This is a genomic window from Muricoccus harenae, from assembly GCF_009848505.1.
GTDB classification, from domain to species: domain Bacteria; phylum Pseudomonadota; class Alphaproteobacteria; order Acetobacterales; family Acetobacteraceae; genus Roseomonas; species Roseomonas harenae.
The window spans coordinates 87067-101259 of sequence record NZ_WWDL01000022.1; the positions used below are offsets into that span (position 1 = coordinate 87067).

A 14193-nucleotide genomic window follows, 5' to 3' on the forward strand; every position below is an offset into this window, starting at 1 on the left:
ACGATCAGGAGCGCCAGCATGCCTCTCGACGCGACCCGTCCGAAGCCGCCCGCAGGATGGGCATCGCCGCGCCGAATCTGATCCTGGCGCGTGGCTTCGTCGCCCCTACCATCCCGGTGGCGCGGCCGCGCCTGCCGGACGCGCGCGCGATCCTGCCTTATCTGCAGGAGATTGACGCAAACCACTGGTATGCAAATCACGGCCTGCTTTGGCTGCGCCTGCAATCTCGCCTGGCAACGCATTGGGGGCTTGAGCCGGACGGTGTCGCGCTCACCGCCAATGCCACCCTCGCACTCGCACTCGCCTTGCGGGCCAGCGGCGTGACGCCTGGGCGGAAGTGCCTCATGCCATCCTGGACCTTTGTCGCCGGTGCGGGCGCGGTGCGGGAGGCTGGGCTCGTGCCGCATTTCGCCGATATCGATCCCGCCACTTGGGCGCTGAACCCCGATGCCTTGGAGGCGCGGTCCGATCTGCGCGAGATGGGCGCCATCCTCGTCGTCGCGCCTTTCGGTTGCCCGATCGACACAGCGCGCTGGGATGCTCTCTCGGCGCAAACCGGCATTCCGGTGATCATCGGCGCCGCGGCCGCCTTCGATGCGCTGCGTTCCGGCGGTCCCATGGCGTTGGGCAATGCGCCTGTGATCGTCAGCCTGCATGCTACCAAGGCCTTCGGGATCGGGGAGGGCGGCGCGGTGCTCAGCCGCAACCCGGCATGGCTGGAGCGGCTGCGGCGACTCTCCAACTTTGGCTTCCTCGGCTCGCGTGAGGCGGTTCTGGCCGGCACCAATGCCAAGATGTCAGAATACGCTGCGGCGGTCGGGCTCGCCACGCTGGATGCCTGGCCAGAAACCCGCGCAACTTGGCAAGCGCTCACGCGCCATTACGCGGAGGCACTTTCCGGCGACCGTCTCCTCGCGCCGAGTCCCGGCTTTGCCGAGGACTGGATCAGCGCCACTCTTTCCGTCACCCTGCCGCAGGACAGGCCGGATGCCATGGCCGAACTCGCGCGCGAGGGGATCGGCACGCTGCGCTGGTGGGGTGATGGGTGCCATCGGCAGCCTGCCTACGCTGATTGTCCGCGCGATCCACTGCCGGTGACGGAATCCATCGCATCACGCGCCATCGGTCTGCCCTTCTGGCGGGACATGACGGCGACCCAGGTCGACTACATCTGCAGTGTGGCGCGGCGTGCGGCGGGGCAGGGGACCTTAGCTTTGCCGCCCCACCTTCCATCCGGCACAGCGCGCGCCCTGGCCTGACAGGCTGAAGGGCTGGGTGGTCGCACAACGCAGGTCCGCACTAGCAGGCCTGCGCCGGCCTTGTTGTGGATCCGGTTGCCGGGTGAGCAAACTTCGTCATCATGATGTTGCGGCACTGGCCGCGCCGAGGGAGGCCTCCATCGTCAAGGAGCGGATGGCGAAACGTGGCAGTGGCTGGGTTCGCATGGCGGACGTAGCCCGGCTGGCCGGTGTCTCCATGATGACAGTCTCCCGTGCCTTTCAGGACGCGGGGCGTGTGTCGGCCGATGCCCGCCTTCGCATCGCCGAAGCCGCATCGACGCTGGGCTACGTTCCCAACCGTGCCGCGGCACAGCTGTCCTCCAGCCGAAGCCGCGTGGTCGCCGCGACCATCCCGTCCCTTTCAGAGGTGCAATTCGGCAACACGCTCGAAGGCCTGTCGGAGCCGCTGCGCCAGGCGGGCTACCAGCTTCTCATTGCCGAATGCGGCCCGACACCGGAGGAGGAGCGGCGCGCCGTTTCCACCGTTCTCGGCTATCGTCCCGATGCGCTGGTCGTCATTGGCGTCGATCACGGACCGAAGTCACGTGCGATGATCCGGGGTGCCGGCATTCCCGTGGTGGAGACCTGGAATCTCGACCAATCGCCAATGGACATGGCGGCTGGTTTCTCCAATCGCGGCGCGGCGCGGCGAATGGCGGAACATCTGGTCGGCCTCGGCCGGCGCAGGATCGGCTATGTGGACTTCCCGCGCCTGACCACGCATCGCTTCGTCGATCGCCAGCTGGGCTTCCGCGAGGTGATGGATCAGTCCGGCCTCTCGGCGAATCTCGTCTTCGAGCCGGATGACGGGCCGTCCGGCTTCGCGCGCGGGCGAGAGGCCGTGCGGGTACTCCTGGCACGGGAGGCGGCGATGGACGCGCTATTCTGCGCGACCGACGTCTTTGCGGCCGGCGCCGTGCTCGAGTGCCAGGCCCGCGGATGGGACGTACCCGGCCGAATCGCCGTTACCGGTTTTGGCAACTTCGATATCGCTGCCGAGATTCCTCCGGGCATTACGACCATCCGGGTCGATCCTTGCGGAATCGGCCGGGTGGCGGCGGAGATGGTGCTGCAGCGGCTGGCGGGCGAGGCTGAGGCGGCGCTGAAACGTGATCTCGGCTTTGAGCTGGTCCGGCGCGGGAGTGCCTGAGGGCCTATCAGCTCGCACAGTGCTGGGAAAAACTTCGAGACCTTCCGGAGGCTGCCGGAGCGCTACCGCCAGAACTTGGTGGTGCGGCAACCACCTGCTTCCCTCCGGCCTGCTCCGCCGCAGGCGTTGCCGCATCGGCAGCCGCGAGCAGCAAGCGCAGCTCTGGCAGATCAACGGCCCGTGGCTGCACGCCGACGAGGCTGATGCTGACTGTGACGCCGAGGGCCGGATTCGCCCCATGCTGGATGCCGGTGGCGCCAATGGTCAGCCGGACGCACTCCGCTACCTCCCATGCGCCGCGCAGATCGGTATCGGGCAGGATCACGCCGATTTTGTCCCCGCCATAGCGGCAGGCCGGGTCGCCGGCCGGCGAATCGTGGCCTCCAGCATATCGCGCAGGGTGCGCAGGGCGGCGTCTCCCGCCGCGTGGCCGCAGTGTTTGTTGAACTTCCTGAACCGGTCGCGATTGCGCAGCCGCAGCGAAAGCCAGGTGCCTTTCCGGGCCGCGCGGCACCATTCCGCCGTCAGCGCCTCGTCGAAACGACGCCAGCTGGCGAGGCCCGTCAGCCCGTTCGTCGCGACAATCTGCGCCAGACGTCCTTCCATCGTCTTCTGCAGCGTCACGTCGCGCGAGATGGCCGCTTTCGCAGGTCCTGCGATGTGCGCCCTTGCTCTTGATCGGGCGGAACGGTGCCTTAGCCGGGAGTGGTCTGTGCGGCCGCGCTGTCCAGCAGCAGTTGCTGATGCGCGTCCATGATGGTTTGTGCCTCCCCCGCTGTGAGCTTGCGGGCGGGGCCGCGCCCTTTCGGGCAGGTCAGGCGCGGGTGGTCCACCGCGCCGAACAGGCGGCAGATGAGCGGGCGATCTTCATGGATCGCGCAGCTTCCATCCAGCGAATACGGGCAGGTGAGGCAGCTTGCTGTGGCATGGCGCTTCTCCGCCACCTGGTCCCATTCCCAGCGCGTCATTGCGATCGCCCCGCAGCAGGCGGTGCAGCCCGGCTCGCATTCGAAGCCCGGGATGCGGTCGTAGAGGGCGCGGTGCCGCTCCGCGATCTCCTCCAGGGACGGCGCCGGCTGCGACGGCTGAGCCGTCACCCGGCTCTCGAGCAGGCGCGCAAAGGGGTGCGGGGCCTCGAAGGGGCCTCGCACCAATCCTCCCGCCGTGTCGCCGGTCATGGCCATGGGGCGCAAACTGCTCCAGGCGGGGCAGCTCCGCCAAGCCAATCCAGTTCATTCTGGCAGGATCTGGGCCGGGGGCCGTACCGGGCTCCGCCGGCGGTCAGAGGATGAAGTCGCTCGCCGAAAGCGAATGGTAGCCGGCCATCTCGATCTGGAAATCAGCCCTTCGGTCGCCATCAATATCGGCGTCGATCCGTGTGTCGTCATAGACCTTGACCGCTCGCAGCTCCCCCGCCTTTCCGGTGAAGTCTCGGTCGCCGATCCAGGTGAAGCCCTGGTCGCTACCGGAGTTGCTACGCGCATCAATTTGCGACAGGTCGATCACATCCCCGTCGCCGAAGTCGAGAATGAGATCGCGGTGGCTGCCGCCCTTTGAGTCGAGGATTTGGGTGAAGATGAAGCGATCCTCGCCTGTCCCGCCGCGCAGCGTATCCTTACCGGAACCTCCGGTGAGACGGTCATTGCCCGCTTCCCCGTTGAGCGAATCATCGCCCGCGCCACCAAGGAGGACGTCGTTTCCTGCACCGCCCAGGAGCGTGTCCCGGCCCACGCCGCCATCGAGCTGGTCGTTGCCGTTACTGCCAGATAGCCTATCGTCGCCTCTCCCCCCGGACAGCGTATCGTTACCACCCTTGCCGTCAATCGTGTCGTTTCCGGAGGTGCCCGCCAGCCGATCTGACGATTCGGTTCCCTTCGCATCCGAAGGTTGGGTGGCCTTGCCAGGCTTGGTTGAACCATCCGTGTCGCCCGACAGGTCGAACTTACCGAGGCCGGCATGGCTCAGGACATAAGCTTTCACTTTGGAGACAGGATCGAGCGTGTAGTCATAAGGAGCGCTGAAGTGCCCGGTGGACTTTCCATCGGCCCCGCTCGCCTCGCCCTTGCCAACCTTTGCCCAGGTGACACTGTCGAATTCGTTGCCGCTCAGCTGCCAGAAGCCGATCTTGTCGCTGTCGAGACTGACGATCGGGTTATGTGCGTTCTCGAAGACATTGTTCTCGATCAGCCCCACCGCACCCATGCGCATGTTGATCGCGGAGGTCTCGATATCCGTGTAGTAGTTCCCGTACACATGGACATAGCCGTCGCGGACGCTTGGTGCACGCGAGCCGATATTCTCGAACATGTTGTGATCGTAGGTGATATAGCGGCCGCCGCTGTCGTCATCGGAGAAGCCGGTCAGCGACACCTTGTGATGGTCGTGAAAGTAGTTGTTTGAGACGGTGACATATTCCACGCCGCGCTTCATATCGATCAGGCCGTCGTAATAGTCCTTTCCGACGGACATGCTGCTGTACATCTCATTGTGGTCGATCCAGATGTTGTGGGATCCGCCCTCGATGCCAATGGCATCCTTCGGGCCGCTGCGCACGTCGTGGATCTCGAGGTTCCGGAAGATCAGGTTGGACGAGCCGTCCTTCACCCGGAAGCCGATACCGTCGAACTCCGCACCCTTGCCGGCACCGATGATCGAAAGGTTGTGTACGTCAGCGATATCAATGACGTCGGCGCCGGTGTTACCGGTGGTAATCTCGCCCCTGACGCTGATCGTCAGCGGCTTGGTCCCCGCCTTGTCGATTGCGGCCAGCAATTCCTTGCCGGTGGTGACCGTAACAGTGGCTCCGCCGGCACCCCCCGTGGTGCCGCCCTTCATGGACGCGAAGCCATGAGCTCGATCGGTCATGATCTGAAATCCCCGTTTCGCACGGGCGAGCCCGCGCGGTTCCCAAGACAGGTCCCTGACGGCCTGCGTTCATCTATGTATTAAATGAATCAATAGTATTGCGGAGGAACAATACTTTGACTTTGGGGGGGAGGAACTAGAGATTCGCAGCGTGAATCGGTTCTATTCTTCCGCCGTTGGTGTCGGTTAGGCGGGTTCTTGGCTATCAGCCTGCCCCGCTGCACAGCAACCCGGAATCGCACGAAACAGTGAGGGTTGGCGCTGATTCACTAACGTTAACCGATTATCCGTAAAGATATAGGATTTCGGTCTTAGGTTCGCCCCGCGGGTGTGGCTGTGGACACACCGGTCGCAGTTGGGTGCACAGGTCAGTGTTCCAGCGCACCGGCGGGTCAGCGGGCGCAGAATGCGGGGCCGCCGTGGTCCATCGCGCGGTAACTACATTGGACGGCGAAGCTCGGAGCAGCGGCACGGCTGACGGATTGTGGCGCGCGAGCACCTTTGGACCGGATCGCTAGGTTGTGGTTACTTGGCTCCGTTCGCCCCCTGCGGCATAATGCCTTCTAAACACTGCGAAGTCGCGCGAGGCGCCTCAGGCATTCTGGGCAAGTGACCTGTTCAGCAGGTGGCTCAGCCCAGGCGGATCCGGGACCGGGCTCATCACCACAGAGGGACATGCGGAGATGCGGGGTGACGGCATGGAAGACCGGTGCGCGACCGTGCCGAGGGCGCCCTGCCTTTCGGAGCGCAACAAAGGTGCGACCAGAAACCACGAAGGGGTCCATGGGAATTGTTTGTCCTGCCATCGGAGCAGACAAGCCGGATGCGCAACAGTTTCGCCCGGAATTTGATCCGCACGTCTTCGGTACAAGCAAGAATCTGCAGGGGCAAGAAAAGACAGGTTCAGACCGGTGTTGCGTAGTAATGCAACTTGAACTGTATTCTCCGGGCAAGTTAAGCGACGGAGGTTGATTCTCGGCTTGATCGGCTACGCAATAGCTGCCGCCCCAGTCGCGCGCTACAACCGCAGGTCGGTCCCGCCGATGCCGAAAACGCGAGCGTCGCCGGCGCGGCAAAAGGCGCAGGCTAGCCAGGGAGGGCGATGGCCCAGCGCCGGCCAAGGGCTCGGAAATGGCCGAAATCTCACAACCGCGAGCCAATTCCGGTCGCATTCTGAACCAGACAACACATGCAGGAATGCGCGGTCGGGGCTACGGATCAGCAGGAACAACACCGGGTTACTCCCATGCGGCTTTCAACCTCACTGGACACGTTCAGCAGCGCCGCCCGATCTCGTGGCGCGTGTGGTTTCCGGCTGTGATCTGGACGGCGATTGCCAACCAGCGCCGTATCGTCGGCGCAGTCCTGCTGCGTGAATCCCGCACGCGGTTCGGCCGTACGCGCCTTGGTTACTTGTGGGCGCTGGCCGAGCCGATCTCGCATGTGATGGTGATGTCGATCGTGTATTGGGCGATCAATCGTCGCGCACCTGTGGGCGACAATGTGATTCTGTTCTTCATCACCGGCGTGCTGCCCTTCTTCCTTTTCCAGAAGACTGCACGAAACCTTGGTGGAGCGTTGCGCGGCGGGCAGACGCTGCTCCGGCTGCCGCTGGTCAACGGCATGGACCTGGTGATGGCGCGCGCGCTCTTGGAAGCCGTGACCTGGGTTTGTGTCACGTTTATCATCCTCGGGTTCATGGTCGTCAGCGGCCGGGCGCATATGCCGGACCACCCGCTGATCTGCGCCGCCGCGGCGGTCGCCACCTTTGGGCTGGGCTTTGGCATTGGACTGGTCAACGCCGTGCTCATGACCATGTGGAAGTCCTGGGTGATGATCTATCCGATGATCACCAAGCCGCTTTACCACTTCTCGGCCATTTTTTTCTTTATCGACCGGATTCCAGCCGACTTGCGGTACTGGCTTTCCTGGAACCCCATGATGCATTCGGTGCAGTGGTTCCGGCAGGGCTACATCACCGAATACGCCTCGGTCACGCTGGATCCCGATTACCTGCTGAAATGGGCCATCGCGTCCATCCTGCTCGGCCTCTGCCTGGAGCGGGTGACGCAGCGTCAGGTGCAGTCGGCATGATCGAGCTTCATCGCGTTACCAAGGCCCATCGTGGCCCCATGGGCCGGCAGACGGTGCTGTCGGACATCTCGGCTCTGTTCGACTGCTCGACCGATGTCGGCATCCTGGGTGGCAACGGCTCGGGCAAGTCCACGCTGCTGCGGATCATCGCGGGGATGGACAAGCCGGATTACGGGCATGTTCGACGCAGTGTCCGTGTCTCCTTTCCGATCAGCTACGGTGGCGCCTTCCATCCCAATCTTTCGGCCCGGGAGAATGTCCGCTTCATCGCGCGCCTCTACGGGGCCGACGAAGCCGGGGTGGTCCGCTACGTCCGGGACTTCTCGGAGATCGGCAATCACTTTGAACGCCCGGTCACGACCTATTCCAACAGTATGAAGGCGCGCGTGGCCTTTGCCTTGTCCATGGCCATCGAGTTCGACGTGTATCTCGTCGACGAGGTTACGGCGGTAGGCGACGTCGGCTTCAAACGCAAATGCATCCAGGCCCTTGCCGAGCGCCGGAAGACCGCGAAGCTCATCATGGTTTCGCAGGCGGTGACCACGATCGGTCGCATCTGCCAGCAGGGCGCCGTCCTTGAGGATGGCCAGCTGCGGGTCTTCGAAAGCATGGCGGATGCAATCCAGGCCTATGAGAACAACCTGATGGTGCTGCATGTCTGACGTCATCACGCCCACCCAAAAACCCCTTCGGGCACGCCTCGACGCGTCCTCGGCGATCACGGAGCACCATGCTCCGCGAACCGGGATCACGTTGCCGCAGCTGCCGCCGCCACCCCGGCGTCGGCGCAGCGGGCTGCTCGTTTTCATCCTCATGGTGGTGGTGCCGACGCTGCTCAGCGTCGTCTACTTCAACTTCATCGCCGCGAAGCAGTATGAGACCACGGCCATCTTCGCCCTGCGCGTGGGCGAGGAACGCGACGACACGGCGGCCCGCGAGGGATCGCTGGTCGGAGCCTTCGGCCCGCCAGCGGCGCGGCCGTGACGCAGTCCTATGGCCTGGCACGCTACATCGCCTCGGCACCCGCCGTGGAGGACATCACCCGCAGGGGCGTTGATGTCCGCGGCATCCTGTCCAATCCGCTTGCGGACCCGCTTGTCCGCCTTCCGCCAGATGCTCCGCTCGAGCGGCTCATGCGCGCCTGGCATTCGATGGTGCGGGCAGAATTCGAGATCACCAGCGGCGTGGTCACGCTGAAGACCTACGCCTATACGCCTGAGGACTCCTTTGCTCTCACCAGCGCGATCCTTGCCTCGAGCGAGGGCATGATCAACCAGGTCTCGTCCCGGGCCCATACGGATGCGCTGAAGTTTGCCGAAGGCGAGGTGCAGAACGCCGAGCAGCAGCTGGCCTCGGTACGTGCCAGGCTGCAGGCGCTGCGGACGACCAGCGGCGTGCTCGATCCCACCCGTTCGACTGCCAACAATGTCGAGCTGGAGGGCCGGCTGAGGCAGGATCTGATGCAGGCTGAGAGCCAGGCGGATAGCCTTCGCGCCTCTGGCGGCCAGAACAGCCCTGCCTTCGCGGCCCTGAACACCCGCATCCGCGCCATGAGGCAGCAGCTTTCCCAGCTGGAGCGGCAGGTGAGCCGCAACGCTCTGGATCAGCAGGGCTCCGGTTGGGCGTCGGTTATCGACCGGCACGAGGCGCTCCAGGCGGAGTTGCGCCGGGCCGAGAGCCGCTACACCACCGCGACGGAGAACCTGCAGATCGCCCGTAATAACGCGGTGCGCCAGGGCACTTACCTGCTGCCCTTCGTGCGGCCCGTGACGGCGGTCGAGGCGGCCTATCCGCGTCCTTGGCTGTCGCCCCTGATCGTCGCCGGTTGCGCGGTCCTCGCCTGGGCGATGTCCGTCCTCCTCTACTACGCGGTGCGGGACCACGCCTGAGCCCCGCCACGTCTGTCGCAACACTTTCGGAGACCCCATGCAGTATCTCGTCACAGGCACAGCAGGCTTCATCGGCTTCCATGTCGCACGCCGCCTGCTTGCCGACGGGCATGACGTCACCGGCGTCGATGGCATGACGAGCTACTACGATGTCGAGCTGAAGCGCCGCCGTCATGCGATGCTGCGGGAGTATCCGCGGTTCCACGGGCATGAGTTCATGCTCGAGGATACGGAGGCGCTGACCCGTGTCGTCGATGCCTGCGAGCCCGAGGTGTTGATCCACCTCGCCGCGCAGGCCGGCGTCCGCTACAGCATCGAGAACCCGCGCGCTTACATTGACTCCAACCTTGTCGGCACCTTCAACGTGATGGAGCAGGCGCGTCGGTGCCGCGTGGGCCATCTGATGCTGGCCTCCACCTCCTCGGTCTATGGCGCCAATGCCGCGATGCCCTTCAGCGAGGGGCATCGCGCCGACCATCCGCTGACTCTCTACGCCGCCACGAAGAAGGCAACTGAGGGGATGGCGCATTGCTACGCGCATCTCTGGTCTATCCCGACGACGGCCTTCCGCTTCTTCACCGTCTATGGGCCCTGGGGCCGGCCCGACATGGCTCTGTTCCGCTTCACGGAGAACGCGTTCCGGGGGCTGCCGATCGACGTCTACAACCACGGGCAGATGCAGCGTGACTTCACCTATGTTGACGACCTGGTGGAGGCTATCGTGCGGCTTGCTGGCCTTCCGCCGAAGCAGGCGGATGAGGATGCCGTCGGGTCCAGCCCAGCCGGCCCTTACCGGGTCGTCAACATCGGCAACAGCGAGCCGGTAAACCTTATCTCCTTCATCGAAGCTATCGAGCGCGCAACGGGTCGGGAGACGATCCGCAATTACCTCGACATGCAGACCGGCGACGTGCCGGCCACCTGGGCTGATACCACCGTGCTCGAGGCCATTACCGGATTCCGCCCGAACACACCGGTCTCGGTCGGAGTCGCGCATTTCGTCGACTGGTATCGTTCCTACCACCAGGTCTGACGACGTGCCCCTCGACGCTCATCTGCATGCTGGCGCTCCCGCAGGGTATGTAGATCCTATCTCGCAAGCCGTGGCGCAGGCAGGCGCGGGCATGATGCCCGAGCCAGAAGCGCTGGAAGCTGCCGAGGCGCTCTGCGCCAGCCATCTTTCTGGCGGGACGGCGGCGGCAGGGCTCGAGGCCATGCTGGAGCTGGTACGCCGTCACCCCGACTGCGAGCGGTTACAACTGCTCTCGGCACGGCTGCTGGACCGCGCATGTGGACGCGCGCAGGCGATCCCCGCCTGGGCCGCCTTGCGTGACCGCTTCCCGAGTTGCCACGAGGCCTTCCTGCTGACGCTACGCTGGACTCTGCGCATGCAAGGTGATGCGGCGGCGCGTGAAGTTATCGCGACGCGCTTCCCTGCGGCATCCGTGACGGCTGAAGACCTGCTGCTCCGTGCGCGGGCCTGGGAGGCCCTGGGCGATGCCGAAGGTGCTGCGGCCGATTTCGCCAGGCTGACGCTGCTGGATCCTGCGCATGAAATGGCGCCTGTGCTGCAGGCACGGATGCTCGAGCGGCGTGGCGATCGGGTCGGCGCCCAACAGGTTTTGGCGGATGCGCTGCGGCGTGGCGCGCCCGCGATGCGGCTTTTGCCCGAGATCGCGCGGCTGGACGCGGACATCGAGAACCTCAAGGCCGTTCCGCCGGCTGCTCCCGGCATGCCGGCCGATATCAGTAGCCGGCTTCTTGCACATCTGCTGACGGAGGCGATCCGGCGGCGTGGCACGCCTCAGCCCCCCCGCGACGCGCTGGGCCCGGTGATGTTGGTCAATGCCTGTCTGTCGGCCGGCGGCGCGGAGCGGCAGTTCGTCAACACCGCTGTTGGGCTGCAGCTCGTGCGGCGCACTGGGATCGCTGTTGCGGGGCACCGGATCGAAGGGCCCGTCGAAGTTGTCTGCCGCTCCCTGGATGGCCGGCCCGGCGCCGACTTCTTTCTGCCCATCTTGAGAGAACACGAGGTGCCGGTGGCGCGCTACGACCGCTTTCCGGCCTTCGGCGGCGATCCCGCCGGATCCCTGCTGGCCGAGTGGCGCCATTTGCTGCACCTGCTTCCAACCCGGGTGCTCGAAGGAACGGCCAAGCTCGCCGATGCGATCCGCGCGCGCGCACCTTCCGTCGTGCATCTGTGGCAGGACGGCAATATTCTCGACGGTGCGCTCGCAGCGTTGCTCGCGGGTGTGCCGCGGATCGTCCTTTCCGTCCGTGGTGCGCCGCCCCCGGATCGGCCGGAACGCGACCGGCCCGAATACGCGGTGCTCTATCCTTTGCTGATGCGGGCGCCTGGCGTGGTGCTGGTTTCGAATTCCCGCTTTGCTGCAGCGCGATACGCGGATTGGATCGGCCTGCCGCGCGAGCGCGTGCGGGTGGTGCCGAACGGACTTTCCATGCCTGCAGCGGACGCATCGGACAGCAGCCTTGCCTTGCTGGACGGCTTTATGACGCGCAACGGTCCAGGGTTTACCGTGGGCGGCGTGATGCGGTTCGTGGACAACAAGCGTCCTCTGGCATGGATCGATTGCGCTGCGAAGGTGTTGGCGCTGCGTCCCGATTCGCGATTTATCCTGGTGGGCGAAGGGGAGTTGCGGGAGGCGGCGGAGGCCCGGGCGAGGGCGCTCGGCATCGCCGAACGCGTCCTGTTCACAGGTCGCAGGCGCAATGTGGGGTTCTGGATGCAACAGTTCGATGCCTTCTTGTTGCTCTCGCGCTCTGAAGGACTGCCCAACGTGCTCATCGAGGCGCAAGGTGCAGGGGTGCCAGTGGTCACGACTCCGGCTGGTGGCGCAGCTGAGACACTTTTGCAGGGCCAGACGGGATGGGTATTGGGCAGCGCCGTTGCACCGGACCTCGATGAGGCTGCCGCGCGGCTCGTCGCCCTTGCCAATGACGCGAACCCGCGGGAGCGCTCGGATTGCGCGCGCCGCTTCGTCTTGGATCGATTCTCACTCGCTCGCATGGTCGAGCAAACGATGGAGACCTACGTTGCTTGAGACCTTCCCCCGGTCCGCGATGCTTGCGGCCATTCTGCTGTCGGTCGGGGGCTGCAGCATCACGCCCCGAAGCGGCCCGACCGCATCTGCCATCACGTCGCCTTCGGCGGATGAGGCGTCCTACGAGCTGGTGGAGCTGACGCCCGCCACGCTGGGGGCCTTCCTGGTCAGCGATACGACGGCGCCCAGGACTGGGGCCGGCTTCGGCCGTGCAAGGGCACCCAGCAGCGGCTTCTCTATCGGGCCGGGCGACACCTTGCGGGTTGTCATATTCGAGCGGAGCGACGGCGGCACCTTCGGCACCACCGCCACTGGCGGCACCGCGTTCCAAGCTGTGCGGGTGGATGACCGCGGCACCGTCACGCTGCCCTATGCCGGCCGTGTGCGGGTTGCTGGTGGAGATTTGCAGCGCGCCTCTGAGGCGATCCGTGGGGCGCTGGCGGGGCGTGTGGTCGATCCCCAGGTGCATGTCGAGCTGGTTTCCAGCCCCGGGCAGTCGGTGCTGGTCTCCGGCGAGGTCAAGACGCCCGGCCGGGTCACGACCGCGGAGGGGCCGCTCAGCGTCGTGGATGCCGTCGCCCGGTCCGGCGGACCCACAGCTCCGGCCCGGTCCGTGGACGTCACGGTGTACACGGCCGGCTCGACGCAGCGCATGCCCTATGCACGCCTGCTTGAGCAGCCGCCAATCTATCTGAGCCGTGGCGACACAGTGATCGTGGAGACGAATGCGAAGCGCTTCACCGTGGCGGGTGCCGTGAGCAGACCAGGCCTGCACGAGATGGTGTCAGGCCGGATGAGCATGCTCGACGGGCTGGGCGTGGCGGGCGGGTTGGACGACAACTCGGCCAGCCCCGGCAACGTCTTCCTGTTCCGCCTGCGTCCGGGCCTTGACGGTACCCCGCGGCCGCTCGTGCTGCGGCTGGATCTGGCAAAGGCCGAGTCCATGTTCGTGGCGCAACGGGTCGGCCTGCTGCCGGACGATGCGATCTATGTCACCAATGCGCCTGTCTATGAGATCGGTAAGTTCCTTACGCCGATTGTGCGGGCGTTGGCCTTTGGGCGCCTCGTCGGCGGCTGAAGACGGGAAGGCGCGGCACGGAACGCAATGTTCCTGCCGCGCCTCCACCCTCCGGCGCAGATCGGCGCCGTTTGAGAACTTCTCGAAGGCTATAGCGTGAGGCGCGGCATCGGTGCTGCTGGTATGCGGCAACAAGCCGCGTCCCCGGCGCGAGGCCGCGCCCGACACGTACTAAACAGGTGCATCGTAAGCGAGGCTTTCACACCCGTTAGGCTTGCTGACGATCAGGTTGGTTTCGCTTCGGCCCAGTGCCATGGCATGAGTTCGTCGATACGGCTGTTGGGCCAGCCATCGACAAGGCGGGTCAGCAGGTCGGTGAAGTAGCGCTGCGGGTCGACGCCGTTCAACTTGCATGTCTCGACCAGGGAGGCGAGGTCGGCCCAGCGGCGCCCCCCGTCATTGCCGCTGGCGAACAGCGCATTCTTGCGGCTGAGGCAGAGAGGGCGGATGGCGCGCTCGACGGCGTTGTTATCGACCTCGATCCGGCCGTCGGTCAGGAACCGCTCGAGACCGCCGCGGTGGTTCAGGGCATAGCGAATGGCCTCTGCCGTCGGGCTGCCGCCGGGCAGGCGCACCAGCTGCTGCTCGAGCCAGGCAAACAGGTCTTCGACCAGAGGTCGGCTCCGGGCCTGCCGGGCGACCTGCCGTGCCTCGGGTGACTGGCCGCGGATGTCGGCCTCGACGGCGTAGAGAGCGGCAATGCGGGCCAGTGCCTCGGCCGCGATCGGCGCCGTGTTCTTCTTGGCCAGGTCGTAGAATCCGCGTCGTACATGGC

The 14193-nt window shown here is 65.4% G+C and carries 14 protein-coding genes; 9 read left to right on the forward strand and 5 right to left on the reverse strand.

From position 1 onward, the window contains the following. Positions 1-56: 56 nt before the first annotated feature. Both GSE44_RS16305 and GSE44_RS16310 read left to right on the forward strand, forming a co-directional pair. Complete coding sequence (locus GSE44_RS16305) at positions 57-1259, forward strand: DegT/DnrJ/EryC1/StrS family aminotransferase (RefSeq protein WP_159349890.1); 1203 nt, start codon at positions 57-59, stop codon at positions 1257-1259. Positions 1260-1443: 184 nt separating this feature from the next. Next, entirely contained in the window at positions 1444-2430 is a 987-nt protein-coding gene (locus GSE44_RS16310; RefSeq protein ID WP_159349891.1) for a LacI family DNA-binding transcriptional regulator, read from the forward strand. 7 nt (positions 2431-2437) lie between these two features. Here GSE44_RS16310 and GSE44_RS26280 read toward each other — a convergent pair whose 3' ends face one another. From GSE44_RS26280 to GSE44_RS16330, 4 genes are all read right to left on the reverse strand, one after another. After that, complete coding sequence (locus GSE44_RS26280) at positions 2438-2755, reverse strand: hypothetical protein (RefSeq protein WP_159349892.1); 318 nt, start codon at positions 2753-2755, stop codon at positions 2438-2440. After that, complete coding sequence (locus tag GSE44_RS26285; protein ID WP_159349893.1) at positions 2752-3054, reverse strand: diguanylate cyclase domain-containing protein; 303 nt, start codon at positions 3052-3054, stop codon at positions 2752-2754. Before GSE44_RS26285 ends, GSE44_RS26280 begins: the two co-directional genes overlap by 4 nt. A 71-nt stretch (positions 3055-3125) precedes the next feature. Further along, complete coding sequence (locus GSE44_RS16325) at positions 3126-3614, reverse strand: YkgJ family cysteine cluster protein (protein WP_159349894.1); 489 nt, start codon at positions 3612-3614, stop codon at positions 3126-3128. 97 nt (positions 3615-3711) lie between these two features. Beyond that, positions 3712-5295, reverse strand: a complete 1584-nt coding sequence (locus tag GSE44_RS16330; protein WP_159349895.1) for a pectate lyase family protein — start codon at positions 5293-5295, stop codon at positions 3712-3714. Between the two features lie 1131 nt (positions 5296-6426). Here GSE44_RS16330 and GSE44_RS16335 point away from each other — a divergent pair. From GSE44_RS16335 to GSE44_RS16365, 7 genes are all read left to right on the forward strand, one after another. After that, positions 6427-7389 carry an ABC transporter permease gene (locus tag GSE44_RS16335; protein ID WP_159349896.1) on the forward strand — a complete coding sequence of 321 codons (963 nt, stop codon included), beginning with the start codon at positions 6427-6429 and terminating at the stop codon, positions 7387-7389. Further along, positions 7386-8051 (forward strand): ABC transporter ATP-binding protein, encoded by a 666-nt coding sequence (locus tag GSE44_RS16340; protein WP_159349897.1) that lies wholly within the window; start codon positions 7386-7388, stop codon positions 8049-8051. The genes GSE44_RS16335 and GSE44_RS16340 overlap by 4 nt, the downstream gene beginning before the upstream one ends. Continuing rightward, positions 8044-8373, forward strand: coding sequence for a hypothetical protein (locus GSE44_RS16345; RefSeq protein WP_159349898.1), 330 nt, complete (start codon positions 8044-8046; stop codon positions 8371-8373). The genes GSE44_RS16340 and GSE44_RS16345 overlap by 8 nt, the downstream gene beginning before the upstream one ends. Continuing rightward, the gene (locus GSE44_RS16350) at positions 8370-9278 is read left to right on the forward strand and encodes a hypothetical protein (RefSeq protein WP_159349899.1); all 909 of its coding nucleotides are present in this window, start codon (positions 8370-8372) and stop codon (positions 9276-9278) included. The genes GSE44_RS16345 and GSE44_RS16350 overlap by 4 nt, the downstream gene beginning before the upstream one ends. A 37-nt stretch (positions 9279-9315) precedes the next feature. Beyond that, positions 9316-10311, forward strand: coding sequence for an NAD-dependent epimerase/dehydratase family protein (locus GSE44_RS16355; protein ID WP_159349900.1), 996 nt, complete (start codon positions 9316-9318; stop codon positions 10309-10311). 91 nt (positions 10312-10402) lie between these two features. Continuing rightward, positions 10403-12340, forward strand: a complete 1938-nt coding sequence (locus tag GSE44_RS16360; RefSeq protein WP_159349901.1) for a glycosyltransferase — start codon at positions 10403-10405, stop codon at positions 12338-12340. Further along, positions 12333-13418: a polysaccharide biosynthesis/export family protein gene (locus GSE44_RS16365; RefSeq protein WP_159349902.1), complete on the forward strand. Its 1086-nt coding sequence runs from the start codon at positions 12333-12335 to the stop codon at positions 13416-13418. Before GSE44_RS16360 ends, GSE44_RS16365 begins: the two co-directional genes overlap by 8 nt. Positions 13419-13642: 224 nt before the next feature. On the opposite strand, the gene tnpC is transcribed toward GSE44_RS16365, so the two are convergent. Next, on the reverse strand, positions 13643-14193 hold a 551-nt coding region (gene tnpC, locus GSE44_RS16370; RefSeq protein ID WP_159349903.1), incomplete at its 5' end, for an IS66 family transposase.

Bases quoted from the DNA above. Each gene is read 5' to 3' on its own strand.
- GSE44_RS16355 (WP_159349900.1), top strand. From the start codon at position 9,316: ATGCAGTATCTCGTCACAGGCACAGCAGGCTTCATCGGCTTCCATGTC.
- GSE44_RS16360 (WP_159349901.1), top strand. From the start codon at position 10,403: ATGATGCCCGAGCCAGAAGCGCTGGAAGCTGCCGAGGCGCTCTGCGCC.
- GSE44_RS16330 (WP_159349895.1), bottom strand. From the start codon at position 5,295: ATGACCGATCGAGCTCATGGCTTCGCGTCCATGAAGGGCGGCACCACG.
- GSE44_RS16310 (WP_159349891.1), top strand. From the start codon at position 1,444: ATGGCGGACGTAGCCCGGCTGGCCGGTGTCTCCATGATGACAGTCTCC.
- GSE44_RS16335 (WP_159349896.1), top strand. From the start codon at position 6,427: ATGGCCGAAATCTCACAACCGCGAGCCAATTCCGGTCGCATTCTGAAC.
- GSE44_RS16325 (WP_159349894.1), bottom strand. From the start codon at position 3,614: ATGGCCATGACCGGCGACACGGCGGGAGGATTGGTGCGAGGCCCCTTC.
- GSE44_RS16305 (WP_159349890.1), top strand. From the start codon at position 57: ATGGGCATCGCCGCGCCGAATCTGATCCTGGCGCGTGGCTTCGTCGCC.
- GSE44_RS16340 (WP_159349897.1), top strand. From the start codon at position 7,386: ATGATCGAGCTTCATCGCGTTACCAAGGCCCATCGTGGCCCCATGGGC.
- GSE44_RS16345 (WP_159349898.1), top strand. From the start codon at position 8,044: ATGTCTGACGTCATCACGCCCACCCAAAAACCCCTTCGGGCACGCCTC.